We start from the raw sequence: 25,455 nt of genomic DNA on the forward strand, positions 1-25,455 counted from the left end.
TATGGCTTTAACTGCTTCAACGATGTTGCCTCTAGGCACAAAAGCACCAGATTTTGATCTACCGGAAGTGGTATCTGGAAAGGCAACTTCACTTGCTACCTTTGCAGATAAAAAAGCGCTGTTGGTAATGTTTATTTGTCGGCATTGCCCATTTGTCAAGCATATCCAAAAAGAATTAGTGCAGTTAGGAAAAGATTATTTTACAAGTGATTTAGCGATCGTTGCCATCAGTGCTAATGATGCAAACAATTATCCCGATGATGCGCCAGAATCGTTACAAGCATTTGCCACAGAACAAGGTTTTAATTTTACCTTATGCTACGACGAGAGCCAGGAAACGGCAAAGGCTTACACAGCAGCTTGCACACCTGATTTTTTTGTATTTGACGATCAACGCAAGCTTGTTTATCGGGGACAATTAGATGATAGCCGCCCCAGTAATGGCAAACCCGTAACCGGTGCAGATTTACGCGCAGCCATTGAAGCAGTACTGGCGGGAAAACCTGTTACAAATGAGCAAAAGCCAAGTGTCGGTTGCAATATTAAATGGAAATCTGGAAACCAACCCAGTTATTTTGGTTGAAAGAGATGGGGTATTGTGAGTGCTGAGTTAGGAGTTAGGAGTTAAGAATGACTCCTCTTCTCCTCTCATCTTCCCCAATCCCCAGCCCCCAATCCCTGATATCAGTGCTTAATTTCCAAATTCAGTATGTAGCATCCCAGTTGGACTTTTTCTGCCCACAATTCATATTCCAGCCGTAAATGTTCTGGTAAAGGATGTCCGTTAAGAGTTAGGCTATTAGTAAAATTTCGTAAACGAATAGGATTGTTAGGTCGCAATGACTCAGTTGGCAACCAATAGCGGCTAATGCCATAAACGCCCTGTTCCCAAAAGTGACGGTAACTTACTTGAGCATTACCTTGCATAGTCATGATGACTCGGTAAGGAGAAATCTCTAGCCACAAAATTCTGGGACTGTTAGGGGTGTAAGCTTTACTCTTACTTTGAGGAAGTTTTTCCTCTGGAGTGACTACACTTTCTACGTCGCAGCTAATTAGGGGCGGTGCAGTTAACAGCAAATGGAATCTATCAGTATCTTTTTGATACAATGTCGCGGCAGTTTCCACAACAGAGCAGATTGGTAGGTCAGTGGAAATAAGTGATAAGCACACGGGCTTGCGGTGATGGGTCAGCATGGGAGCGATAAGGGCTAAAAGCTATTGAACAAAGTGAAATGAACACTCTAGCTGTCTAATAGGTCAGGGTAAGAAACTAAATAGTAAAACAGGCTTAATATTAATGAATCTGCGGATTGGTTAAGCTATACAAATCCGCATAGAAACAAGTAGAATCTCGGCTTAGACAGCAAAAACGGTACTTTTTCTAGAGAGAGCTAATTCGGAAGTAAAGCTTGTAAATATTCTAAGGCTATAGTCTCAAAACAGTGGAAGTCGTTTTTGGTGTTAAGAAACCTTCTTGAGGGACACTTCTGGTAGATTGGAGTAAGTTTCATACAGCAAAAATCGATAGTATACCAGCCAGGAAGTTACCAGAAGCAAGAAACTAAGTTGTTGGTAAACTTCCAGTGTATTTACAGCGCTTCCGGCTATTATGCAATACAGTTTTCCTCTTGCCCCTCTTCTATCATAGCTTTCAGCTTTGAGAATGTACCTCATAGCTGCCGTAAGTGCTGTAAAAGCCAGTGTATCCTAATGTCGGCTTGTGTTATAACCGTAGAAAATCACGAAGGCTTTTCTCACAAGTTAATAATTCAACGGCCTCCTTTTGGCTGTCTTTACGCGATCGCACCCAGGTGATTAGGGATTTTTCACCAAGCTTTAATGTCGGGCGTTCTAGCTGAAGATAATATTATGTCTACTTGATTACTTGAGAACTAGCCCTTTCAAGGTGGGTAAAATTCTTAGGCAATAATTCTTCTTTTCTCTGTGTTCTCTGTGACTATGTGGTTCATAAATTACTTCTAAACCACAGAGGTACAGAGAAAATAATGCGTTGCGAGGATTCCCCTGTTATAGCAACTAGCGCAGCGCAGAGGAGAAAGCAGAGATTTTAGGAGTCACCTTGAAAGGGCTAAACTTTAGAAGTTAGGCATTGACAAGAAAAACTAAATATGGTGGCTAAAAAACCACATCTGTTGTAAGGGCAATTCATTAATTGACCTACAGAAGCTTCATCTCCCTTCTGCTTCGTTTTTAAAATACCCGTTATTTTTTACTTAAAGTGTATTTGTCAAAAGCCCCGAAAGAGTGGCGGCAATTGTGATGATAATGGGATTGTATTGGTCAAGAAAAAAGCGGTAGGCTGGAATCTCTTAGTGATAGGGATACGAGAAACCAAGTCTAGATTTTGATTCTGATTTCTGGATTCTTATTCCAAACTACTAAATAAAAGCATAATGAATGTATGGAAGGGAGAATAATGGAAAATCTGCCACATAGAAAGGAGAACTCATGCCTATACTGGCTTCTTTAGTTACATTAACATCGAAAAATTTAACAGTAAGATTTTCATTTACCTGCTTTGTAAATTGAATCAATAAGCCATCAATATAATTTTGTGCATTGTCTACAGAATCAAATTCATAAAAACCACCAAAAGTATTAGTATTTACACCACTTAACCAAGTTTTAAACCTCAATCCTAGAAATTTTTTAATTTCTGCATTGATTGCAAGCCAATCTATCTGATTGAAAGGAATAGATACTTGATATTCGGCATGTACGAATACTTTACCCATAGTGATTTTCGACCTAATCTTGAATCCGTTGGCAATAGTTTTATCGCATTTTAAGCCTTGTTATTTACTCATTGCTATTGAGAATTTTGGGAACTTTGAAAAATTCGCCTTCCTGTTCAGGCGCACTGTTAAGAATACTTTCCCGGTCAGGATAGGGTTGCAATTCATCCTTTCGTGTGATGTTGCTGACATCAATTGCCCGTGTTGTTGGAGGCACATTACTAACATCAAGTTCATCTAACTGTTGAATATAATCCAGAATACTTCCCAACTGGGTAGTAAATTGTTCTTCTTCGTCTGGAGTCAATTCTAAACGAGCAAGATTGGCTACTTTATGAACTTGTTCTTGGTCAATCATAAATTATCATTTATCATTGGTCATTTGTCATTGGTGATTAATCATTAGTTCTTAGTAAATGACAAAGAACTAATGATTAATGACTAAAAGAATACGTCAATTTGCGATCGCCGGGTGGTTTTTAGCCAGTTTTGAGCTTCGATGTAGTTATTGGGAGCCATGCGAATAGCTCGAATCCAATAGTCTGCGGCTTGGTCAAACAGTGCTTCCCCAGCTTCGTTATCTCCAGTTTCTTTTTCCTTTTCGCCTTGGTAGTGATAAATCACGGCGATGTTGTTCAAGGCTTGGGGCATCCGTGGGTTTAACTCAACTGCCTGGTGATACAGTTCTAAAGCTTTGTTGTGGTCGCCGTTGCTGGCATAGATCAGCCCCATATTGTAGAGAATATAACCGCGATCGTTGGTATCTTCCTCTAGTGTTAGAGCTTCTTCATAGTATTCCAATGCTTCAGCATATTCCCCTTCTGCTTGGGCCGACATGCCATCTCGATAATAAACAAACGCTTCTTTAGCTTTTTTGTTGGTTGGCAGGATCTTCAAGATGATATCTGCCATCACTGTAAAGGATTTGTCAACAAAATTATCGTTTTTTTGTGTTCTTGGCATATTTGTCTCTGGGTATGGGGCATTGGGTATGGGGCATGGGGCATTGGGCATTGGGCAATAGTTTTTCTTTCCTAGTTGCCTCATCTCCCTAATTTCTCCAATCCCCTAAGCACCTCAATAGTTAATTTAACTGATTTGTGGGGGCATTCTGATCGCTGAGTGGGATGATGCACTGTTGGCTATTATGCCGAGAGTTGTTTACCAAGGTGCTAACTGGATATGAAGTCATTGCTGGCGCTGGATAGGGACGCAATAGCTGCTGTAGGGTTTGGGGCGTTTGGACTTGTGAATCTAGCCATAAATCGTAATCTTTTGGCTCTAGAATCACTGGCATCCGCTCGTGGATAGGTTGAAGTAATTCGTTTGCTGCCGTTGTCAAAATTGTACAAGAGATTATTTCCTCATTAGCAGGCGTTCCCACTTCTCCTGTCGGAGACGCTGCGCGAACGGGTTGCTGTAGGCATCGCCATTTTTCCCATAAACCTGCAAAGGCGAAGGGTTGCCCATCTTGAAGGCGAAAATAAAACGGCTGCTTTTTACCTTGTTGGCGTTGCCACTCATAAAAGCCATCAGCTAACACTAAACAGCGACGATGTTTAAAAGCCGAACGAAAAGCCGGTTTTTCGGCAACAGTTTCTGCCCTAGCGTTAATCAGCTTTGCCCCCATTCCTGCATCTTTTGCCCATGATGGAATTAATCCCCAATGCAACTGCTTAAATTCACGCTTTTGGCTTTCGGGGTTTTGTAACACTGTTACCACCATTTGCGTAGGTGCGATATTAAAATCGGCTGCTAAATCCAGAACTGGCTCGACATGAAAAACTTGAGCTAAAGCTTCTCCTGATTGGTTTAGAGTAAATCTTCCACACATACTTTTATTCCCCACCATTAACTAAAATAAATATCTCAATCTAAAAATCAATAATGTTTTTTTATTTTTGAAAATAATTTTATTTAGTACTCAAAAGCTAAATTATCAAAAAAATTATCCGGTTTTGTGAAAATATTTTGGTAAGATATTGTATTTTAAACCTTCACTTATCAACATATTGGTAACTGCATTTTAGCATGGAACTACTGCGTTTGTACGATTTTTTACCTTCCGGGAATGGTTATAAGATACGTCTTTTATTCACACAACTAGGTATGCCTTTTGAGAAGGTAGAGCTTAATATTTTGAAAGGCGAGACTCGAACACCAGAATTTTTAAGTAAAAATCCTAACGGAAAGATACCTATTCTAGAAATTGAGCCAGGGAAATACTTAGCAGAATCAAATGCTATATTGGTATATCTGAGTGAGGGGACAGAATTTTTACCTTATGATCGCTTTTTGCGATCGCAAGTGCTGCAATGGTTATTTTTTGAACAGTCTAGCCATCAACCTTTTATTGCTACATCAAGATTTTGGATTTCTATTTTAGGTAAAGCTGAAGAATATAGTCAGGCTATCAAGGAAAAACGCGAACCAGGTTATGCAGCACTTAGCTTGATGGAAAAACATTTAATCTCTCACACTTTTTTTGTAGGAGAGCGTTACACAATTGCTGATATCGCCTTATTTGCTTACACTCATGTAGCTGACGAAGGTGGGTTCGATTTAACACAATTTTCTGCTATCCAAGCTTGGATAGAAAGAGTTAAAGCTCAACCAAGATATATCAGCATTACACAAGCGTAAAAAGTCGATTTTACAAATTAATGTGTCTCTCGTTTATTGACTCTGCTAGAGGGTATTTTAAAAAGGGGTATTTTTCAAGAACATATTACTAAGCAGCAACTAAATATCTGTATAAATTTCTATCAGCTTTTGCCGAGAGGACAAACCCGACTTAATTCTGATATCAGATTTGGCTACATCAAATTTCTTGGCTAGGAGTTTAATTAACTCTTCATTAGCCTTACCATCAACTGGGGGCGATTTTAAATATACAGTCAAACTGCCATCAGGTTGTTCTTCAATTTTTTGCTGTTTTGAATTGGGTTTAACCTTGACTTTTTTTTGCATAACCTATTTTCTGTAATTCTCGCAGCCATAACCAACCTAAAACACAACCCAATGCGTAATGAGGAAAATCCCACCAGACAAAGGTAGTACCAAGTAATAATTTCCCGATTAAAGTGGCGCGAATCTCATTTAATAGTGGCGGATGCCAAAGTTGCAATAATTCTAGTATACAGGTGATGACAAAAACCCATATAGGAATTTGGATTATTGCCGTTCGACTTCTGAAAAACCAAAATGCAAACAGACACCAAAATATTTCGTAAAGTATATCTCCACCGTAGTCATTAAACCACTGATGGGCAGGCCCAGTGTAAAATTTAGACAAAAGACCCATCGGTACAACAATGAGTATAGAAATAATAATAAATATTGTTTGATTACGATGTCGAAGCATTTTATCAAGGCTAAAGAATAACGAAAATCTTAGCCTCTGCACCGCTCTTTATTAATAATTGGTAATTTTTTATTTTATTAACTAGACGCTGTAGTAGTCTGTGATCGTAGTTTTGAGGGTTTGTTTTGTAGTAACCATAAAGCGTGCTTAGAAAATAAGGATTGAAGTCCCTACTACCAACTTTCTTACCCATCAATTTAAACTTGACAGACTAATAGGGGCAATTCATGAATTGCCCCTACCTGAAAATATTTCTTTTCGGCTATTTATGGATATCTTCTGCTACCAGCGCCCACTACGCCAATTTTGTGGCGATAGGATAGTTCCGCACCGAACCAGCCGGAAGCGCTGGTTAGTGTACCAACAACGAGCGAGATTAACAATCCCCAAGGTACTATTCGGGATTCAGCGTCGCCCCAACGAAGAAGGAAGTTGATGAGTGATAAAACTAAGATAGAAACGTTAAGGATCAAATGCACCCAACCGGCGGTACGCTTGCGAACTCGTTCAATTTTCACAAAATCGCTGAGGCCGATCGCAGATGCGAGTAAACCTCCAGCTAATCCGAGTCCGATTAACCATAGCGAAGCCCTAGCCCAAAAGAAATCACCAGTTAACCAGTAGCCAATGTCACTTCCCAAGGCGGCGGCTAAAAAGGCGATGGGGAAGATCACACTCAGGGGATGTAGGGGATGTCCTGCGATCGCAACTGTGCTAGGTACGCCAGTATCCAGATACTCACTGTCGTTACTTTCAATAACTGGTGGAATATTTGGAAAAGGTGTTGAACTTGTTTGCGTTGTTTCTGTACTTTCCATAAATTGACTCGTATAAATCAGCTAAATAGCGTATCCTTGAATCAATTTAATAAACTATCATCAAAATCTTATCTATCTGATGATGGAATATAGATTTAAATATTGTCTGTCTAAAAGTATAACTACATGATTTATTTTAAATAAAGTATGTAGGCAAGATTTTATAATAATTTTGTTAAAAGCAAATTAAAACCAGACACAACATCTTCACCGCTTAATATTGCTGTAGCTGGATATTGAGTAATTGAACCATCCCGACAATAAACAAAAGCTTGCTGATTTTTACTATCAATTAACTATCCTAATTGAACACCATTACTAATGTATTCTTCCATCTTGGCTTTGAGTTTTGCCAAAGTGTCATTTTTAGAAGGAATTTCAATCACAAAATCAGGTGCTAAGTTAATAAATTTATCGTCTTGCTGATCCCAATCTTGTGGTAAGCGTTCTTTCGCTACAAAAGCAGCATCAGGCGAGCGATCTAACAGCCGTATTTGCTAATCTAAAACCTGTCCTAGAACTAAAAAATTCACCTAAATTCTGACTTTCTACCCAATTTAACAAATAGGCTCCTGCTTTGATTTCTCGATTACCAGAAATTCCACCAGTAGGGAGCATAGTTTCTAAGGTTCCATTCGCATTGCGTTCAAATCGCAGTTCTGAATTTTGCGAACTCATCAGCATTAATTCTTCATCAGTGACAGGATATAAAGGCTGGACAATTATTTTATCGCTGGTCATAATAATGTCATAGCAAGCTTGATAGATATTTCAATTTTAGACTGAGATTCTCCCTTTTTCCCTTCTGCTGCTTTGCGTTCTCTATGTCTGAAGCGGTTTGTTATAAAAAGATTCATAGGAGCTAGACAAATAGCTTTTTTCCAGGGACTATATAGTGGTATGTCTCACAAACAAAACTTGGCTTTTATGTTCTCTCTCTAGATAAAAAATCTTTCTCTCGGTAGATAGGTGTACTGACATTATTCTGGCTGCTATGTTACGAATATGACGATAGTAAGACGAAACGCTCTAAATACAACCGTAAATCCTTCAGTAAACACTCCAGAAACATTGACAGAAAAGCTTATCGAAGCAGAGCGGATGCACGACGTTCTACTTTTACTGCAAAACTTGATTAACAGCGAAGAAGCCACTGTAAAACTAATTCTGGATTGTCTATATGATGTTGGTTCAGTTAATCTGATCAACCAAAAACTTCGCCTGAAGCCTCTAAACAGGGTGATGAAATTAATCGCCCGAATGTCTAAACCAGTTTTTAAAACTTTGGCTTTAAATTGGTTTAAGAAAAACTGTCCCCAACTGATTACTAATTGGCTACATACGCAGGTAGCTTTTGAAAGGATTCAAAATGTACCTCAAGAAATTGCTGTTGAAGTTGCAGAACTTCAACCATATCCTATACCACCGACAGAAAATCCTTACCAAGAGATTAAAAATCTGCGTTCCCAGGTTAGATTGCTAGCTTGGATTTCAATAATAGCGATCGCTATCTTAGTAGTAACAGCAATTAGATTAAACTGAAACCCATAAGTAGCAACGTTATCAAAATTAATAGATCCATCAAGCTATTTTCGGCGTAAGATCCACTTGGGTTATAAAAACCCTATCAGCTTAGAGTATAAATAATTTTTGCTCCATAAGGCGTTCTGGGAAATAGTTGTTTGATTAACTCCAAGCAGCTTAACTGGTTGTATTGATAGCACAGTTAAATAGCTGGTTCAGCATATATGCTAATTCGTACTATGACTTCGCCCAAACCAACCTTGGAGGATATAGAAATACATCTGCTATTGGAGGGAGTATATCAGTATTACGGTTACGACTTCCGCGATTATGCTCTTTCCTCACTCAAACGCCGCATTCAAAGCTTCATGCAATTGGAGGGATTAGCTAATATTTCTGCCTTGCAAGAGCGGCTACTGCACAACCGTGCTTATTTAGAACGATTTTTGCTGGCTCTGACGGTGAATGTAACATCAATGTTTCGTGATCCTAGCTTTTATAACACCTTCAGAAATCAAGTTATCCCCTTTTTGCAAACCTATCCGTTTATTCGCATCTGGCACGCTGGATGTTCCACTGGTGAAGAAGTTTACTCGTTGGCAATTTTACTACAAGAAGAGGGACTTTATCACCGTTGCCGGATATATGCAACTGATACGAATGAGAAGGTATTACAAAGTGCTAAAACTGGTATTTTTTCCTTGAAACTGATGCAGGAATATACTCAGCTTTATCTGAAAGCAGGCGGCAAAAAGTCATTTTCAGAATATTATACAGCAGCTTATGACAATGCTATTTTTCGATCATCCTTAAGAGAAAATGTTGTCTTTGCCCAGCATAATTTAGCAACTGACAGTTCTTTTAATGAGTTTAATGTCATTCTTTGTCGTAATGTCCTGATATATTTCAATCAGGTACTTCAAAAGCGGGTACACGAACTGTTTTATAATAGCCTCTGCACCTTTGGTATTTTGGGTTTAGGAAAACAAGAATCCATCAGGTTCACCTCTTATGAACAGCATTATGAAGAGATTGTCAAAGGGGAGAAACTATATAAAAAAATAGCTGGTTCTTAAAAATTTTGGATTTTAGATTTTAGATTTAACCTAAGTATTTTTGAGATAGCAAAGTTGCAATTCTGTCAAAAGACAGTCTGTAAAACATTTTTAATTGTGTTGAGAAGATAGATTTGGCGATCGCTTAAGGTAAATTACACATTGAAGTCTTAAAGGAGATTGTCGATGCAACTTCTCGAATGTCCTCCTGTTGCAGTCATTGCCGGAGAAAATGCGGTACAAGTTTCTCAACTACCTTCGATATGGCAAGAGATTGCTAGAGGAACCACGAGTGTCAGAATTTCCCATCCCCAAAGCTATGTTGAGATGGCGCAGTTGTTCCTATACAAATTACAGCATGGTGACGTTGACTTGTTTAGCGATCGCCCCCAACTAGCTCACTTGATACCCTCATTCTCTCAGCTATTTGCACAACTAGCATGGGAAACACTAGAGTTTTTTGGGCAAGACTTTCTCAAACACAGCTATCCGAACTTTGAAAAAATTCTCCGTGATGTGGAGTCAAAGGGTACAGAGTATGCTAACGAAGTAAAAGTGGCTCGCATTGGGATAGATTTATTTAATGAATTTGGTTATGAACTACCTGCCAGCTTCTATCATGTGCATCTAGCACCAATTTACCGCGATTATGTTTTTGAAGAACGCGCCTTAAGATTTGACCCCCGTGATATCGAACACAAACGTTCTTGGGATGCCATACTCCATGCAGGTAAGGTGTTTGCGATTCAGATGAAGGTACAAAGTATTGCTTCCAAATACGGTTTTACTTATCAACACGGCTGTGGTTGCAACTCTCATCTATCTTCCATTGATGTATCTTGTGGGGCTTTTGAATATGAATTGAGTCCTGAAAAGCGTCAGCGATGGATTCGCAGTTTTATTTGGACTGCTTGGTATGAGTATGCTTTCTTTGCGATCGTCCCAAATACAAGTTATTTGGTTTGATATAGCGATTCTCGGCGTTACGAATCGCGGTATAAAAAGATTGTGCATTGCGTTGAAAATCCTTGTAGAGACGTAAAATTCTACGTCTCTATGTCAAGTTTATACCTCAATTCAGCAACGCTAGCAATTCTCAATAAGGTACAGAATATGAGAACAGATAGAATAGTCTCAATTGAGGAGAACTCAGGCAGTGGAAAGTGGGTAAATACCACTCAAAACAGGTTTTCAAAACAATCATCACCCCAAGTAAAAAGAAGCAAAAGATACATTATAACCTAGTAGCAAGTATCATCGACGATCACAAGGCAACGCCCCAAGCGGCGTTAATAAGCCGATTAAATCCGGTAATCACAGTACTACTCAACAAAGGTAAGTAAGGTAGCTTACTCTGAGCTAGATAATCTCATATATCTAAAGCTAAAAGCTTGGGTAAAACACTGCCACCCCAAGAAATCGGGGGGATGGGTGTCAAAGAAATATTGGAAAACCATTGGTGGTGATAATTGGGTATTCGCAACCAGGCATGTTGGTGACAACCTCGTTGAGTTTACTAGTGTCAAATAATCATTTACAACCTTTCTTAGCCAACTTTTGACTAACCAACTCAGCCGCTAAATGTATTGCAGCCTTCATACTCATAGCATCAGCAATTCCCTTACCCGCAATATCAAACGCTGTTCCATGATCCGGTGAAGTGCGAACGAAAGGAAGACCTATAGAAGTATTAACTGCCCGATCAAACGCCATCAGCTTCACAGGAATTAAGCCTTGGTCGTGGTAAAGTGCCAAGTAGCCATCAGCAGGATTTTTTACTAAAGAATTTCCATACCAAGCTTGACCAGGTTTTACCCACATCGTATCTGGCGGTATCGGCCCATCTAACTGCAACTGTGGTTTTTTTTGCCGCTCTTGCTCTAACCAGGGAATTAACCAATCTTGTTCTTCATGTCCAAGTTGTCCCTGTTCGCCACTGTGGGGATTTAAACCTGCGATCGCAATTCTCCCATTTTGTATACCAAAATCTTTCTCCAAACACTCCACCAGCAAATCCAATTTTTGTGTCAACAACTGCGGTGTCAATGTATCCGCTACTTGACGTAAAGGGATATGTGTGGTGGCAAGTATTGTGCGGAGTGTCCAATTAGTATAGGGCGATCGCGCCACAAATAACATCCCAAAACGCTCAACACCTGACTTTTCTGCCAAAAGTTCCGTTTGCCCTGGATAATTATATCCTGCAGCTTTCCAAGCAGATTTTGCGATCGGCCCAGTGACTATCCCATCAAATTTACCAGCAAGTGTTTGAGCGATCGCATATTCCATATAGCCAAAACTAGCCGCACCACTAGCCGCATTACCTGCTCCTACAATAATTTGACCTTTAATTTCCCCACCCAACTGCACATCAATCACTGACAACTCATCTGGATTTGCCAAAGGTGCTAAATTCTCAGTTAAATTCAGTTTGTGATAAGTCTGTGTCAGCAAATCCCAGTTACCCACCACTGTAATGTCGTATTTTTTACTAATTTCCGGTTCTGCTAAAGCTTTCAAAATCACCTCCGGCCCAATCCCCGCAGGATCTCCCAGTGTCAGTGCTAAACGTGGGCGGTTATCTTGATTATTTTCATCCATAAAATCTATTCATATTGATTATCATCAACCTTCCTCGCATTTTCCTATCTTTCCCGCTCTACAGTAGGGATTGCCCCCCAAACCAGTAGGGATTACTGGCTAAACTAGTTTAAAATTATTTACACAGGTCTAATCCTACAGCAACTCTTGAAAAGCTTCTGCTAGACCTAGTTTACACACACTAATTTGCATAAGGAGAATCACACCAATGGGCGGCGAAATTTTGAATGCAGCTCTATTGTCCTTCGGTTTAATCTTCGTGGGCTGGGGCTTAGGTGCTTTGTTACTGAAAATTCAAGGCACAGAAGAGTAATTTAGTGCTGAATTAGGAGTTAGAAGTTAGGAGTTCTTAATTCTCCCCATTTCCGACTCCCTTTTTCATTGAAAAGTTCTGTTCGCCCCAAGTCGGCATTTATACTTTTCGCTAAGTGGGAAAAAAGCTTGTCCGGTCAACGGACAGCCATTTTCCCGTGAATTTTTCCTTAAAAAACGATTTTCTGAGAAAAGATGTAAACTTTTGTTTGCATAGGTTATTCTGATAACATTCTTTTCATAAAACATTAAAATTTATTACAAACCTCATGACATTATTAATCGTCGGTGCCACTGGCACCTTAGGAAGACAAGTGGCTCGTCGTGCAATCGATGAGGGATATAAAGTACGCTGCCTCGTGCGGAGCAGTAAAAAAGCAGCTTTTCTCAAAGAATGGGGTGCCGAACTCGTACCAGGAAATTTACGTTATCCCGATACCCTAGCAGAAGCTTTAGTTGGTGTAACCCAAGTTATTGATGCTTCAACATCTCGGCCTACGGATTCACTGAGTATCAAACAAGTAGACTGGGAGGGCAAAGTAGCATTAATTCAAGCAGCAATTGCAGCAGGTGTAGAGCGTTTTATTTTCTTTTCAATTTTGGATGCCGATAAATATCCAGAAGTACCGCTAATGGAAATTAAGCGATGTACAGAATTATTCTTGGCTGAGTCAGGCTTGAATTATACCATCTTGCGGCTAGCTGGTTTTATGCAAGGGTTAATTGGTCAGTATGGAATTCCAATTTTGGAAGCACAGCCAGTTTGGGTGACAGGTAATTCTTCTCCCATTGCCTATATGGATACTCAGGATATTGCTAAGTTTGCAATCCGTGCATTGAGTGTGCCTGAAACGGAAAACCAAGCTTTTCCTGTAGTTGGTACTCGTGCATGGAGTGCAGAAGAAATTATAAACCTGTGCGAACGCTTATCTGGAAAAGACGCTAGGGTAACACGGATGCCGATAAACTTACTACGTGCCGTGCGCGGCTTAATGCGGTCTTTTCAGTGGGGATGGAACGTAGCCGACAGGCTAGCATTTACAGAAGTATTGGCTAGTGGTAAACAGTTAAATGCTTCAATGGATGAAGTATACACAGTTTTTGGTTTAGATCCGCAACAAACTACAACCCTAGAAAGCTATCTCCAAGAGTACTTCAGTCGAATTATGAAGAAGCTCAAAGAGGTAGACTACCAGAAAAATAAAAATAAAAAGCAGAAACCTAAAAAAACTCCTTTTAAACAGTCTTCAAAAGCCAATAGTCAATAGTCATTACAAAACAGACATTAGTCATGAAACTTTACATTCTGGATATTTGACTCTAGATTAATGACTACATGACCAAAAATGTGTAAGGATTACATAATACAAAGCATCGCCTAAACTTGGATATTTGAGTGTGCCGAAAGCAGGCATTATCTACAATGACGTTAAACCGATAGCGGGTCGTGTCGCTATCGAGTTGAAAGACAAGCTAACCGCAGCCGGTTGGGATGTGTGTATCACATCGAGTATCGGTGGAATATTGGGCTACTCTAATCCAGATAGTCCTGTATGCCACACCCCCATTGATGGTCTAACGCCGCCTGGTTTTGACTCAGATATGGAGTTTGCAGTGGTGTTAGGAGGAGACGGCACCGTTTTAGCAGCATCTCGTCAGGTAGCCCCCTGTGGTATCCCACTGTTAACAGTGAATACCGGTCACATGGGATTTTTGACGGAAACTTTCTTGAATCAATTGCCCCAAGCACTAGAACAGGCAATGAGAGGTGAGTATGAAATTGAAGAACGAGCCATGCTCACCGTCAAAGTATTTCGGGGAGATGCTGTATTGTGGGAAGCCCTGTGCTTGAATGAAATGGTTCTGCACCGAGAACCTTTGACATCTATGTGCCATTTTGAAATTGCCATAGGTCGTCATGCACCAGTAGATATTGCGGCGGATGGTGTGATTGTTTCTACACCTACAGGTTCTACAGCTTACTCTCTGAGTGCTGGTGGCCCAGTTGTGACTCCTGGCGTACCGGTTTTACAGCTAGTACCCATTTGTCCCCATTCCCTAGCTTCTAGAGCATTAGTATTTCCAGATACTGAATCGGTCAATATCTACCCAGTCAATATTCCTCGGCTGGTAATGGTGGTTGATGGTAATGGAGGGTGCTATGTCTTCCCAGAAGATAGAGTATATATGGAGCGATCGCAATATACTGTCCGATTTATTCGCCTACAACCGCCTGAGTTTTTCCGAATTTTACGAGAAAAGCTAGGCTGGGGTTTACCACATATTGCCAAACCAACTTCGGTAGAATTGCCATAGGGATTGGGAATGGGGCATTGGGCATTGGGCATTGTTAAAGAAGCAAGGGAGCAAACAGAAAATTTTTCCCCTCTTTTTCTCTTACTCCATTCCCCATGCCCCATGTTCAATTTACTGATTTCCTTCCAGAATTACTGGTATAAGGATGGTATTTGGATGTAGTTATTAAGATTGCATCAGAGAATTGGATGGCTGACACCTGAACGTGTTAAAAGATTCTTAGCCGTGCGTCAAATCAGGATTGCTCCATCATTAAAAACTCGTAATTGCACTTTATAACTGATGTAAAGATTTTCTATTGAATATCTTTACAATCCCAAATCCAATATCCCAAATTGTTATGACAGTTGCTCCAAGTCCCTGTGTTTTGGTGATTGAAACCGATGAGAGCCTAGCAAATCAGCTTTCTTGCGATTTGCAAGAAGCTGGCTATGAATCAATATTGGCTCATGATGCGACCAGTGGTTTGCAATACTGTAGCGATCGCCAACCTGCTTTAATTGTTGTGGATCGGATGCTAGCAGGAGAATCAGGACTCTCACTGTGTAAAAATCTGAGAAGCACTGGTATGCGATCGCCTGTTTTGATTTTAATGGCAAGGGATACAGTCGACGATCGTGTAGCTTGTCTAGAAGCAGGAGCGGATGATTATATCCTCAAGCCTTACCGTTCAGAAGACTTTTTGAAGTTAATTCGCCTCTACTTAAAACCCGATGTCGATACCACGGAGCAATTACGCTTTGGAGATTTGATTTTAGACATCGCAACTCGCCGCGCTATCCACGCGGGACGGGCAATTGACTTGACAATGAAGGAATTTGAACTATTAAAATTCTTAATGGAACACCCCCGCGAGGTGTTAACCCGCGAACAAATTTTAGAGAATGTTTGGGGTTATGACTTTCTGGGCGAGTCGAATGTCATTGAAGTGTACATCCGTTACTTACGCCTCAAAATCGAAGATGAAGGTCAAAAGCGCCTCATTCAGACAGTGCGCGGCGTAGGTTACGTTTTAAGAGAATCCTAGTACACTCTGGAGGAAGTTCGGCTACCTTTGACAAGTTGCTTAAGCGCATTGTCTAGTTACAGAACTTACGTAAAACTATATACGGTAGGGGCAATTCACAAATTGCTCTACATAATAATAAGGGTTTTTACTACTATTTGCGTAAGTCCTGGTTAATTGAGGCTGAAAAGGTCTGTATATTACCGAACAAATAAAAGTCGTGGGTTTTCTAGCTGAAATTCTGTAAAATTGAAATCTAAATTACAAAATTAAAAATCATTATGAGTCGTTGGCTAGGTTTACTGTCGATGTTACTGAGTATTTTGTTGATGGGCTGTTCTGTGCCAACAACAGCCAAACCCCCAACCTCTACGTCTGGTTCTCAAACTCAAGTACCAGAGAGTTTAGGTCAAAAACTACCAATTTCAGCTAAAGCTATTCTTCCTAATGGCACAACGATTCAGCTAGAAGTGGCAAAAACACCACAACAGCAACAGATGGGATTGATGTATCGACCAGCTTTGCCAGATGACCGAGGAATGCTATTTGGGTTCTCTTCACCACAAGCAGTTAGTTTCTGGATGAAGAATGTACCTGTAGCCTTGGATATGGTATTTTTACAAAACGGTGTAGTTAAATATATCCAAGCTTCTGCACCTTCTTGTGCAAGTGAGCCTTGTCCTACTTATGGCCCCAACACACCAATCGATAAGGTAATTGAACTTCGCTCTGGCAGGGCTGCCGAATTGAAGTTAAAGGTGGGCGATATTGTGAAAATTCAGTTTTGAGACTTAGCTGCTTTAAGGGGATAAAGATTTGGATGCTTGCTCTGTTCAGAGCTTATACTACCTAAATATATGTTTTTCTTGTAAAAAATGTCACGTATTGTGGCAAAAAAGTCATCTGTAACGCTACTATTTAAAAACTGTGTTAATCATGTAAAATTTTACAGTCTCCAACTTAAAAGCGCAGTCTTAAGGTTTGACAAAAATATACCCTTGGGCGTAAGTGTAAATAACCGCCAATAAGAGAGTATAAGCTATGGAAACCTTGTTATTACTTATGTAATTAAATAAGGTACATAAGTAAATAAGATGAAGCCCAGTTCAACTAAGTAAAAATACTGCTTGAGAATCGAGCAGATGAAAAACCTCTCTTAAAGGCAAATCAAAAAAACTGTGCTGAGGTGTATAGCCGATAACGGCACAGTGACAAATTAAATACTGGCTACTGGCTACCGAGCAATGGTGAACTGATATATGACAATACATTCTGCACTAGGAGGTGAGATCCAAATGTCACCATCGAAATATTCTAGACTGATTCATTTTTTGCAAGAAGATTTGGCAATTTCCACAGCATCTCTGGCGGTTGCACTGCGTCATCGGGAGCAAGACCCAGGCCCTTTGGCTATGATTCTTTGGCAGTATGGTTTGATTACTCTAGAGCAGTTAGACCAAATTTATGATTGGCTGGAGACGGCATAGAAGATGCTGATTTTGGATTAAAAGTTTCTAGTAAAAGGTTGTTACTTGAATTTCAAGCAATACTAAATACTATTTATTATATAAATTTGGGATTATACTAAGTCACCAAAGTTAGTATTGTTTGGTGTCAAAGTATTTGTATGACTGTCTCCGAAGCCAATAATACTATCTAGGGCAACTTGGTTTCATTTAGGAGAATTAAAGCATGTCACATGAACTCTACCTTAGAGGATGTTTGAAAAATACTCTAAGGTATCAAAAGTTTTAGATCCCTCTAAATCCACGCCACGTGCTTCAAGTCGGCAGAGCCGCCCAACGCAGTGGCTCCCCATTAAAAAGGGAGACTTTGATTCCGATTCCCCCCTTTTTTCTGGGGGTTAGGGAGGATCTAAAAGTGCCTAAAATCACAGCAAAATACTTTTCAAACAACCTCTTAGACAAGGGTTGATATATAAGTTTATGAACTCTGACGGTTTCTATACATGTTATATACAACAAATCAAAAGAGCGAGTTGATAATTTAACTCGCTCTTTTGATTTAATGCTGAGTAATTAGGAGTGAGTAAATACTCTAACTGCTGCTGCTATACCAGATCCAGGGGTGAAGTCTTCGTACCCAAGTTCTGTTAGGGTAACTTCTAAGGATGCTATACAGCTAAGGATATCGCGATCGCTCACAAAGCCCAAGTGACCAATGCGGAAAATCTTATTACTCAAATGGTCTTGACCACCTGCAAGGGCAATATCAAAGCGTTTTTTCATCAATGACCGAATCTTATCTGATTCAATTCCTTGTGGTGCTACAGCCGTAATCGCTGGACTAGCGGAACTATCTGCGGCAAACAGGGGCAAATTCAACCCTTGAATGGCGGCGCGGGTAGCATTCTTAAGCCGTTCATGTCGAGCAAATATTGACTCCAAGCCTTCCTCTTTCATAATTCGTAACGTGGTATGCAACGCTACGATCAAATTCACAGGGGGAGTAAATGGAGTTGTATTTTTGGCTGTGGCTTTGCGATATTTGCCTAAATCCAAATAATATTTTGGTAGCTTCGCAGTTTTGTAAGCTTCCCAGGCTTTGGGACTTACAGAGACAAAACCCAATCCCGGCGGAATCATATAACCTTTTTGGGAACCGGAGGCGACTATATCCAAACCCCAAGCATCGACGGGGAGATTGAACGCACCCAAGCTAGTGACGGCATCAACGATAATTAAAGCTTCACCGTGTTCTTTGACGTGGCGGTTGATGGTTTCTAAATCATTCAACACACCCGTCGAGGTTTCGCTGTGGGTAATGATTACGGCTTTAATTTGCTTTTGGGTATCTGCTTGGAGTTTTTCGGCAAATACTGCGGGGTCTAAGGGTTTTCCCCATTCCACCTTAACTTCTTCTACATTTAAACCGTAGGCTTGGCCAACTTCTAACCAGCGTTCGCCAAATTTACCATTAGAGCCAACTAAAATGCGATCGCCTGGAGAGAGAAAATTAATTATTCCGGCTTCTACAGCACCCGTACCACTAACATTTAGTGTTAGCACATCATTTTCAGTTTGGTGCAACCACTTGAGGTTTTCCGTCACCTCTGCCAATATATTGCTAAATTCACTGGTACGGTGTCCAATCGGATGCTTGGCTAATGCCAGTAAAGCAGCTTCTGGCACCGGCGTTGGGCCTGGAATCATTAGCATCAGCTTATCGTTCATGTGTCTATCCTAAAAGTCAAATAAAAGTCACAATTGTGGGAAGTTGGTTGAGTCTGGTAGCAAATTCTAGATATCTCTCTACAAATTACACTCAGATCGCCACCAATCTTGTTGTATATTTTCCAAATCCATAGGAAAAGTATCGTGGGAGTTAATTAATGGTCAGCTTGACCTTCGCAATTTATACGAGACTCCAACTCAGATAAAATCTTTGTTCTAGGCAATCTTACCATACACTTAGACACCAGCTTCAGTCCCTTGTCCGTAGGTGAGTGCCTATTGGAGACTAGCGGGATTCGTCGGTGAAAAAGCTGTGTTTTGCTTCAACGAAGGAAGTAACGGCTTACACTATACGGAAGAGTTGGGTGTTACCGTTTGCGAAGAGATAGAAGATACCTAACTCAAAATGAGTGAATTTGCTTTGCTTAAGAATTGCTGTTCTCTAAACAATACCTCTATCTATTGAAGAGGTGATAATTTATTTCAGTCTAAATCACTTTTCTGTCAATATCCAAGCTATCTTTCGCTTACTAAATAGCAATTTTCATTGATAGTTTACGGTTTATTTACTACCAAAGTAGAGATGTCTATGCTGCTAATTGCTGCACATTTTTAATCCGTACTCAGAGGTTGCGAACGCTAATAAACTATAAGTTTTTATACTATACTTATAAATTTGCTACAGTTGTGCTTAGTTTTTTTAGTTACTATTCATGGTGAGTCGTTTTTAACTAGTGTTCAGTTTATAAACTGTCACTCACCAGAACCCTCATTTTCTTGTAAAAGAGATATTCTTAGTTAGTGCAAGGAGTGATACCATTTCACCAGATGTTTGTCACAAGTTATCCCGGCAATGCTCTCTAATAAGGGAGTGTTGCAGGTTTCAAATGTTGCATCAAACAAGTGAGTTGGTATAAGCTTTTACGAAGAAGCGCTTGAGTGAGCAAAACTCTCAAGCGCCTTTTCGTGTATAAATAAAACAGTCCAACTCTCTGGACAATAATAGAATTAATAATATTTTTTACCAATAAACTTAATTCTCAGTATTACCAGAATATCTAGGTAAAATAACAATGATGGTCTGAACTATGAGTGCGATCATGTTATTAACAGTATCTAAAATTTGCTGGTTATTTGATTCCCTTCAGACAGCAAATACCACACTGGATGATACAAATTAAAAAAGTTCAGGTGCAGAGATTACTTCAGATAAATTAGCAAATTCAATCCTGGAATTGTGCGGGAAAGAGTCCACAAAACTAATGTGATGTAAATTACACCTAAACTCCATTGATACCAAGCAAGTGCAGAGATGATCCCTGGTAAGTGTTCGTCTCGCAGACGAATGTCATTAAATCCTAATTTAACTAGGTTGTTGAGACTAAAATCATAGTAGTTGAGCCAGTTCCAACGGCGATCGCTCAGTAGAGGCATATATCGTTCCCGAAATGTCTGATTCCTTGGGATCACTGGTAAACGCCCAATCAACAATCGTAACTGGCGAAATGTACCATCTTCGGTAAAGTAAGAAACGTCCATTAAGTCGTGATAACGACCTTGTTGATAAAGTCGCATCAATAAAGCTAGTGGTACGGGGACAAGAATTATGAAAAGACACCCCAATGTCAGCCAAGGTTGTTGAGTATTGCGAAATATGGCTAGGAAGCTCAAGAATTCTAAAAGGCTAAAACTGACTAATATCGAAATGGTTTCGTAGGATGTAGGAATAATTGGTACGGGATGCAGGCGGCGATAGCGATCCACTAGCCAAAATAGTAAGCCGAAATAAGCGATCGCAACTCCTCCCACGCCAAACACTAACCAAAAATTTGTCCCATAGCCACTCAACAGCAGTAGTACACTCAACCCCAACCAACTCCAAGCTTGTAGTAACCACCCACCGATAGAAAGGGGTTCGCCAACGATTAAGCGATCGCTAAGTTGAGTATATTTTTCTAAATCGATATCAGCTAAAGTTAGTAACTCATTGCTATTACGAAAATATTTTATCAGACGACGCTGGGCGATCGCTGCGGCTTGAGTTGCAGAAAAACCTAATTTAATCAAACTTGCAACACTTGCACTATTAATATTTGTAGCCGTCAAACGGCGACTCATTTCTACTAATCGCAGTTCTTGTTTTGTGTATTCCAGTTCATTAGCATCGGTAACTTGTTGTTGCTGACGGAAATTTTGCCCTAAATTCCGCAAGATATTTTGATTACCTTGCAATGTCGGGGTACAGAACATCTTACCAATCTGACCGGGATTACCTAAAATTTTTGCTTGGTTAGAGTTAAAAGTTAAACCAGGTACGCTTAAACAAGCTTCTGGAGAAAACCTGGCATCGCTAAAATCTGCTTGGTTGAGAATGCTTGCACCTTGCAAATTCACCAATTGATTAAACTCAACTTCTCGAAATATGGCAGCTTGCTCAAAAGTCGCATCTGTTAAAATAAATAACTGATTAAAATTTGCTTTAGTAAACTGTACTTGATTAGCAAAGCGGACATCAGAAAAATCAGTATTTTCTCGCCACTCAACACTATTGAATTTAGCCAACTCCTTAAAACTTGCTTGGTTAAAATTGGCAGTATTTTCAAAGATACTACCTTGAAAATCAGCGAATTCCTGAAATTGAGTTTGTTTGAAATTAGCTTTTTCAAAAAAAATACTACCTTGAAAATTGCTTGGTTGCTTGAATTTACCGCCGCTAAAGCTGACAGGACGACCAAATCGGGTTTCAGTCCAATTAGTGGATTGCAGAAAAGTTGCACCTTGGGCATCCACAGACTGAAGAAAGAATGTATTAGAGAACTTTATTTCGCCATTGAAGCGAGTTTGCACGAGTTTCAATACACCACGAAAGACAGCAATTTCACTCGATGGGCTTGATTTTGTTCCCAAAAGCGATCGACAGTCTTTAGAATTTACTAATGACTCCAGACAAACAAAGCGCAAACGTTCTAGTTCTTGTTGTTCGCTAACGGTGAAAATCGGAGCAATGGCTTTAGCATACAACGGTGTTCTTAAACCCAAATCGCTGCCCACAAAATCCCCTAAAATCAGGGCATAGCTCAGGTCTAAACCCAGAGGTTTTGCACCTAATTCTTTTCGTATTAGTTGGTAAAAAGCATCACGAAAGCTAGCATTTTCTGGACGCAAATCAATCACCATCTTCTGCAAATCTACCGTCAAATTGCCTTCGCGCAGCATCGGTGTACGTAGACGTTGTTGTAATAATTCCAGGGTTAAGGGTGTACGTTCTGGTTGCGTTTGTGCTGCCCAGGTTGATAGAGGGAAGATGAAAATTGAGATAACACAAAGGAACACGAAAAGCCCACAGGAGTGCAAAGAAACCCTTCTGTGTAACTCTGCGTTTAACTTTTGCGTGCATCTGGGTTGAAAAAATAAATTGTGCAAATTGTTCGATCAATCGTCGCTAATTAGTAGAACAATTTTACCCATCACAGACCCGCTTTCAATTAGTTGGTGTGCCTTAACCGCTTCTTTTAAAGGAAACTTGTGGCTAACATGGATTTTTAACTTGCCTTCATCAATCCAGGTGCCACATTGTTGGAGAATTTCTGCATGGTGCTGGAGGCTTTCTTCCAATCCTAGCAACGCTGGTGCGAGCATTAATTCTAAACCAATACGGAGATTGCGTAATCTAGCAGTTTTCCAAACAGTATTGGCATCTGGTTCGAGAATCGTCACAATATCGCCATAGACTCGCACTGCGGGGAAAGTTTTGTGAAAGGTTTCGCCGCCTATGGTATCAAAAGCTAAGTCTACGCCTTCGCCGCCAGTCCAATCTAATACCGCTTGCACAAAGTCGGTTTGTTTGTAAAAAATTACATGGTCAGCACCGAGTTCTTTGACGAAATTAGCCTTTTCTTCAGAACTGACTGTGGTAGAAACAGTAGCACCTTTGAGTTTCGCCAATTGAATTGCTACATGACCCACACCACCAGCACCCGCATGAATAAAAACTCGTTCCCCAGGTTCCAATCGTCCCCGTTCGTATAAAGCTTCCCAGGCGGTGATTAATACTAAAGGTGCTGCGGCTGCTTCTGGAAAGGAGATAGAGACGGGTTTATTTGCCACAAACCGCTCATCCACAACGGTATATTCAGCATAATTTCCTTGGTGTGCGCCCAATCCGCCGTAGCAAAAGTATACTTCATCGCCTACGCTAAAACGTTGAACGCTAGCACCTACGGCTTCGATTATACCTGCACCATCACATCCTAAAATTGTTGGCGTGCGATCAGGGTAGAAAGTGCCTCGGCTACGAAGTTTAGTGTCAATGGGGTTAATGCCAGCCGCCACCAAACGCACTAAAAGTTCAGTATTCCCTACAGGAACAGCAGGGTTTGCCACTTCTTGTACTTGCAGAACTTCGGGACTGCCAGCTGCTGTCATCAAGACTGCTTTCACGACTTTTTCCTCTTGGCTTTAGATGCACATTCTTATGCAACTTTAGCGCAGAGGGTGGATACAAAGTTATGTCCGAGGGAAAACTGCGTAGGCGTAGCTCGTCGTAGAAATCGCATTGAGGTTATAATAAGTGTACACTTGAATGTACACTTATTTGTATGCCAAAGTATTTAACCATTACGAAAGCTCGACGACAACTATTAGATTTGCCGGATGAGTTGAAAGATGAACCAGTAATCATCACCAAGCATGGTAAGCCAGTAATGGCAGCACTTAGCTTTGAACAATTTGAATCTTTGTTAGAAACCCTGGCAATCTTATCTGATCGGCAATTTTCCCATCAGCTACAGGAGAGTATAAGGCAAGGCGAACGGGAAGAAACCATTAGCTGGAAGGAAGCAAAGGCCCAACTTGGACTCTGATATACCACAACCCATTAAAACAGAGTATGAAATTGAACTGACACCGCTAGCTTTAGAAATGTTGACTAGTGTTAAGGATCAGCGTCATCAGAAATCTTTGAGCGACAGAATCGACAAACTCAAAACAGATCCAGAAAAGCAGGGAAAACCTCTACTTGATAAGCTGAAGGGATATCGTAGTGTCAGGGCTGTAGGTCAACGCTACAGAATTATTTATAAAGTAGAGCTAGAGAAAGTTGTGGTTTTAGTGGTTGGGGTAGGACTACGGAAAGAGGGTGATAAAGGGGACATTTATACACTCTTGCAGAGATTATTACAGGAATGAGTGATGCTTGATCGAGGATCGCCCATATCTAATTTTTGAAAAGGAAAAAGCCGCGAAACATTATGTTTCACGGCTTTCAGTGTGGTGTGAGGAGCTTAACTAACTATCATCATAAAGTAACAGCCCAATAACAACGCACTGGTAACAATTTTGGTAACAGACTTTTTTTTAACAACCTTAAAGCAAAGCACCACCACAACTAGAACCACATCCAGCAGTACAACCATAGCAATAAGCAGCCGTTTGGATCTCACTAATCAGGTCTAAACTGCCAGCTTCTAGCAATTTGCTAACTGTTAAGGTTTCACCATTGCGAGTTTTTGCAGGCAAATTCATCATCTGGTTAAAGTCACAATCATACACATTTCCTAGATAATCAATTGAAAGTTCATCGCGGCACATTAAATGTTCAACTGTGTCAGGATTAAAATACGACTCTAAAAACTGCAAATAGCTGGTGTACAGTTTTCTCCGTTCTAAATGCATTTTTGTTCTACCAACTGGAAGGTTGGTAATGGTGAAGAGGTTGTTAAATACAATATTAAAATGTTCTTGTAAGAACATTTTGTAATCTCGTTCTAGGTTAGTCTGTTCGGGAGCTAAAGAGAATTTTTCACTAGTGGGTAACTGGGGATTAAATACCAAGTCCAAAATTAAATTTTGTTCTTTACCATAGCCGAGTTTATTAAGCCATTGTAAAGCTTTGACTGAACTATCAAAAACACCAGAACCGCGCATTTTATCAACATTATCTGCTAAATAGCAGGGTAGTGAAGCCACAACTCTTATTTGGTGTTGAACAAAGTATTCTGGTAAATCAGCAAATCCATCTTCAAAATAAATAGTCAAATTAGACCGGACAATTACCTGCTTACCAGATGCTCTTGCTGCTTCTACCAATAGCTTGAATCCATAATTCATTTCTGGTGCGCCACCAGTTAAATCTACAATTTTAATTTCGGGATAGTTATGAATTAGCGAAATCAATTGTTCGCAAACTTCAGGAGAAAGTTCTTCTGTACGTTTTGGGCTAGCTTCAACATGACAGTGTGTACAGGCAAGGTTACAGCGCTTACCTAGATTTATTTGTAAAATAGTGATTCCCTTTTTTGTCAAAGGGGAATTGAGTTTATTTTTAAATGATGTGACTATTAAATTTAGCTTAACTTGTGATTGAGTTTGCATTAGTTACTATCCATTAAATATGATAGAAATATATTAAACTTTTATAAGAGGATGTTTAAAAAGAATTTCGCCGTGATTTTAGGCACTTAGCGATCCCCCCTAACCCCCCTTTTTAAGGGGGGAACCGGAATCAA

30 protein-coding genes are annotated in these 25,455 nt (G+C 40.1%); 14 read left to right on the forward strand and 16 right to left on the reverse strand.

Annotated elements, in window-relative coordinates:
• Position 1: 1 nt before the first annotated feature.
• The gene (locus V7K38_RS16420) at positions 2 to 583 is read left to right on the forward strand and encodes a thioredoxin family protein (protein WP_334859350.1); all 582 of its coding nucleotides are present in this window, start codon (positions 2 to 4) and stop codon (positions 581 to 583) included.
• Positions 584 to 684: 101 nt separating this feature from the next.
• Here the strand turns inward: V7K38_RS16420 and V7K38_RS16425 are convergent, their stop codons facing one another.
• The 6 genes from V7K38_RS16425 to V7K38_RS16450 all read right to left on the reverse strand — a co-directional run bounded on the left by V7K38_RS16425 (position 685) and on the right by V7K38_RS16450 (position 4,593).
• Positions 685 to 1,197 (reverse strand): hypothetical protein, encoded by a 513-nt coding sequence (locus V7K38_RS16425; RefSeq protein ID WP_334859351.1) that lies wholly within the window; start codon positions 1,195 to 1,197, stop codon positions 685 to 687.
• A gap of 267 nt (positions 1,198 to 1,464) precedes the next feature.
• Positions 1,465 to 1,677, reverse strand: coding sequence for a hypothetical protein (locus tag V7K38_RS16430; RefSeq protein ID WP_334859352.1), 213 nt, complete (start codon positions 1,675 to 1,677; stop codon positions 1,465 to 1,467).
• Between the two features lie 725 nt (positions 1,678 to 2,402).
• Positions 2,403 to 2,759: a YdhR family protein gene (locus V7K38_RS16435; RefSeq protein WP_334859354.1), complete on the reverse strand. Its 357-nt coding sequence runs from the start codon at positions 2,757 to 2,759 to the stop codon at positions 2,403 to 2,405.
• A gap of 64 nt (positions 2,760 to 2,823) precedes the next feature.
• Positions 2,824 to 3,117 (reverse strand): Asp-tRNA(Asn)/Glu-tRNA(Gln) amidotransferase subunit GatC, encoded by a 294-nt coding sequence (gene gatC / locus V7K38_RS16440; protein ID WP_334859355.1) that lies wholly within the window; start codon positions 3,115 to 3,117, stop codon positions 2,824 to 2,826.
• An 83-nt stretch (positions 3,118 to 3,200) separates the two neighbouring features.
• The gene (locus V7K38_RS16445) at positions 3,201 to 3,722 is read right to left on the reverse strand and encodes a photosystem I assembly protein Ycf3 (RefSeq protein WP_334859402.1); all 522 of its coding nucleotides are present in this window, start codon (positions 3,720 to 3,722) and stop codon (positions 3,201 to 3,203) included.
• Between the two features lie 121 nt (positions 3,723 to 3,843).
• Positions 3,844 to 4,593 (reverse strand): SOS response-associated peptidase, encoded by a 750-nt coding sequence (locus V7K38_RS16450; RefSeq protein WP_334859404.1) that lies wholly within the window; start codon positions 4,591 to 4,593, stop codon positions 3,844 to 3,846.
• Between the two features lie 197 nt (positions 4,594 to 4,790).
• On the opposite strand from V7K38_RS16450, the gene V7K38_RS16455 reads away from it, so the two are divergent.
• Positions 4,791 to 5,402: a glutathione S-transferase family protein gene (locus V7K38_RS16455; RefSeq protein WP_334859357.1), complete on the forward strand. Its 612-nt coding sequence runs from the start codon at positions 4,791 to 4,793 to the stop codon at positions 5,400 to 5,402.
• Positions 5,403 to 5,501: 99 nt separating this feature from the next.
• Here V7K38_RS16455 and V7K38_RS16460 read toward each other — a convergent pair whose 3' ends face one another.
• The 5 genes from V7K38_RS16460 to V7K38_RS16480 form a co-directional block, all read right to left on the reverse strand.
• Positions 5,502 to 5,729 carry a DUF167 domain-containing protein gene (locus V7K38_RS16460; RefSeq protein ID WP_334859358.1) on the reverse strand — a complete coding sequence of 76 codons (228 nt, stop codon included), beginning with the start codon at positions 5,727 to 5,729 and terminating at the stop codon, positions 5,502 to 5,504.
• Positions 5,707 to 6,123: a ribosomal maturation YjgA family protein gene (locus tag V7K38_RS16465; protein WP_334859360.1), complete on the reverse strand. Its 417-nt coding sequence runs from the start codon at positions 6,121 to 6,123 to the stop codon at positions 5,707 to 5,709. Before V7K38_RS16465 ends, V7K38_RS16460 begins: the two co-directional genes overlap by 23 nt.
• A 266-nt stretch (positions 6,124 to 6,389) precedes the next feature.
• Positions 6,390 to 6,941 carry a DUF2231 domain-containing protein gene (locus tag V7K38_RS16470; RefSeq protein WP_334859361.1) on the reverse strand — a complete coding sequence of 184 codons (552 nt, stop codon included), beginning with the start codon at positions 6,939 to 6,941 and terminating at the stop codon, positions 6,390 to 6,392.
• Between the two features lie 296 nt (positions 6,942 to 7,237).
• The gene (locus V7K38_RS16475) at positions 7,238 to 7,435 is read right to left on the reverse strand and encodes a Uma2 family endonuclease (RefSeq protein WP_334859405.1); all 198 of its coding nucleotides are present in this window, start codon (positions 7,433 to 7,435) and stop codon (positions 7,238 to 7,240) included.
• Complete coding sequence (locus V7K38_RS16480; protein ID WP_334859363.1) at positions 7,410 to 7,682, reverse strand: Uma2 family endonuclease; 273 nt, start codon at positions 7,680 to 7,682, stop codon at positions 7,410 to 7,412. The genes V7K38_RS16475 and V7K38_RS16480 overlap by 26 nt, the downstream gene beginning before the upstream one ends.
• Positions 7,683 to 7,946: 264 nt before the next feature.
• Between V7K38_RS16480 and V7K38_RS16485 the strand changes: the two genes are divergently transcribed.
• The 4 genes from V7K38_RS16485 (at position 7,947) to V7K38_RS16500 (ending at position 11,050) form a co-directional block, all read left to right on the forward strand.
• Positions 7,947 to 8,483 (forward strand): hypothetical protein, encoded by a 537-nt coding sequence (locus tag V7K38_RS16485; protein ID WP_334859365.1) that lies wholly within the window; start codon positions 7,947 to 7,949, stop codon positions 8,481 to 8,483.
• Between the two features lie 221 nt (positions 8,484 to 8,704).
• Complete coding sequence (locus tag V7K38_RS16490; protein ID WP_334859407.1) at positions 8,705 to 9,541, forward strand: CheR family methyltransferase; 837 nt, start codon at positions 8,705 to 8,707, stop codon at positions 9,539 to 9,541.
• A gap of 165 nt (positions 9,542 to 9,706) precedes the next feature.
• Positions 9,707 to 10,486 carry a hypothetical protein gene (locus V7K38_RS16495; RefSeq protein WP_334859366.1) on the forward strand — a complete coding sequence of 260 codons (780 nt, stop codon included), beginning with the start codon at positions 9,707 to 9,709 and terminating at the stop codon, positions 10,484 to 10,486.
• Between the two features lie 405 nt (positions 10,487 to 10,891).
• Complete coding sequence (locus tag V7K38_RS16500; RefSeq protein ID WP_334859409.1) at positions 10,892 to 11,050, forward strand: hypothetical protein; 159 nt, start codon at positions 10,892 to 10,894, stop codon at positions 11,048 to 11,050.
• On the opposite strand, the gene pdxA is transcribed toward V7K38_RS16500, so the two are convergent.
• Positions 11,051 to 12,121: a 4-hydroxythreonine-4-phosphate dehydrogenase PdxA gene (gene pdxA, locus V7K38_RS16505; RefSeq protein WP_334859368.1), complete on the reverse strand. Its 1,071-nt coding sequence runs from the start codon at positions 12,119 to 12,121 to the stop codon at positions 11,051 to 11,053.
• Between the two features lie 208 nt (positions 12,122 to 12,329).
• Here pdxA and petM point away from each other — a divergent pair, with 208 nt between their 5' ends.
• The 6 genes from petM (at position 12,330) to V7K38_RS16535 (ending at position 17,242) form a co-directional block, all read left to right on the forward strand.
• Positions 12,330 to 12,434, forward strand: a complete 105-nt coding sequence (gene petM / locus V7K38_RS16510; protein ID WP_094344256.1) for a cytochrome b6-f complex subunit PetM — start codon at positions 12,330 to 12,332, stop codon at positions 12,432 to 12,434.
• A 268-nt stretch (positions 12,435 to 12,702) separates the two neighbouring features.
• The gene (locus V7K38_RS16515; RefSeq protein WP_334713115.1) at positions 12,703 to 13,701 is read left to right on the forward strand and encodes an SDR family oxidoreductase; all 999 of its coding nucleotides are present in this window, start codon (positions 12,703 to 12,705) and stop codon (positions 13,699 to 13,701) included.
• 130 nt (positions 13,702 to 13,831) lie between these two features.
• Complete coding sequence (locus tag V7K38_RS16520; protein WP_334859369.1) at positions 13,832 to 14,749, forward strand: NAD(+) kinase; 918 nt, start codon at positions 13,832 to 13,834, stop codon at positions 14,747 to 14,749.
• Positions 14,750 to 15,089: 340 nt separating this feature from the next.
• A complete protein-coding gene (gene nblR / locus V7K38_RS16525; protein WP_334859371.1) occupies positions 15,090 to 15,776 on the forward strand; it encodes a response regulator transcription factor NblR in 687 nt (228 codons plus the stop codon).
• 260 nt (positions 15,777 to 16,036) lie between these two features.
• Positions 16,037 to 16,543, forward strand: a complete 507-nt coding sequence (locus V7K38_RS16530) for a DUF192 domain-containing protein (RefSeq protein ID WP_334859373.1) — start codon at positions 16,037 to 16,039, stop codon at positions 16,541 to 16,543.
• Between the two features lie 471 nt (positions 16,544 to 17,014).
• Entirely contained in the window at positions 17,015 to 17,242 is a 228-nt protein-coding gene (locus tag V7K38_RS16535) for a DUF2949 domain-containing protein (protein ID WP_322645050.1), read from the forward strand.
• 552 nt (positions 17,243 to 17,794) lie between these two features.
• On the opposite strand, the gene V7K38_RS16540 is transcribed toward V7K38_RS16535, so the two are convergent.
• The 3 genes from V7K38_RS16540 to V7K38_RS16550 all read right to left on the reverse strand — a co-directional run bounded on the left by V7K38_RS16540 (position 17,795) and on the right by V7K38_RS16550 (position 23,389).
• Positions 17,795 to 18,949: a pyridoxal-phosphate-dependent aminotransferase family protein gene (locus V7K38_RS16540; protein WP_334859376.1), complete on the reverse strand. Its 1,155-nt coding sequence runs from the start codon at positions 18,947 to 18,949 to the stop codon at positions 17,795 to 17,797.
• Between the two features lie 1,200 nt (positions 18,950 to 20,149).
• Positions 20,150 to 22,282, reverse strand: a complete 2,133-nt coding sequence (locus V7K38_RS16545) for a pentapeptide repeat-containing protein (protein ID WP_442940778.1) — start codon at positions 22,280 to 22,282, stop codon at positions 20,150 to 20,152.
• Between the two features lie 99 nt (positions 22,283 to 22,381).
• On the reverse strand, positions 22,382 to 23,389 hold the full coding sequence (locus V7K38_RS16550; protein ID WP_334859378.1) for a zinc-dependent alcohol dehydrogenase family protein: 1,008 nt from the start codon (positions 23,387 to 23,389) through the stop codon (positions 22,382 to 22,384).
• A gap of 158 nt (positions 23,390 to 23,547) precedes the next feature.
• Between V7K38_RS16550 and V7K38_RS16555 the strand changes: the two genes are divergently transcribed.
• A complete protein-coding gene (locus V7K38_RS16555; RefSeq protein WP_334859379.1) occupies positions 23,548 to 23,811 on the forward strand; it encodes a type II toxin-antitoxin system Phd/YefM family antitoxin in 264 nt (87 codons plus the stop codon).
• Complete coding sequence (locus tag V7K38_RS16560) at positions 23,801 to 24,136, forward strand: type II toxin-antitoxin system RelE family toxin (RefSeq protein WP_334859380.1); 336 nt, start codon at positions 23,801 to 23,803, stop codon at positions 24,134 to 24,136. Before V7K38_RS16555 ends, V7K38_RS16560 begins: the two co-directional genes overlap by 11 nt.
• A 177-nt stretch (positions 24,137 to 24,313) precedes the next feature.
• Here V7K38_RS16560 and arsS read toward each other — a convergent pair whose 3' ends face one another.
• Positions 24,314 to 25,321, reverse strand: a complete 1,008-nt coding sequence (gene arsS / locus V7K38_RS16565; RefSeq protein ID WP_334859381.1) for an arsenosugar biosynthesis radical SAM (seleno)protein ArsS — start codon at positions 25,319 to 25,321, stop codon at positions 24,314 to 24,316.
• Positions 25,322 to 25,455: the final 134 nt, after the last annotated feature.

Origin of the sequence: Nostoc sp., from assembly GCF_036917465.1 — a bacterium.
GTDB lineage: Bacteria > Cyanobacteriota > Cyanobacteriia > Cyanobacteriales > Nostocaceae > Nostoc.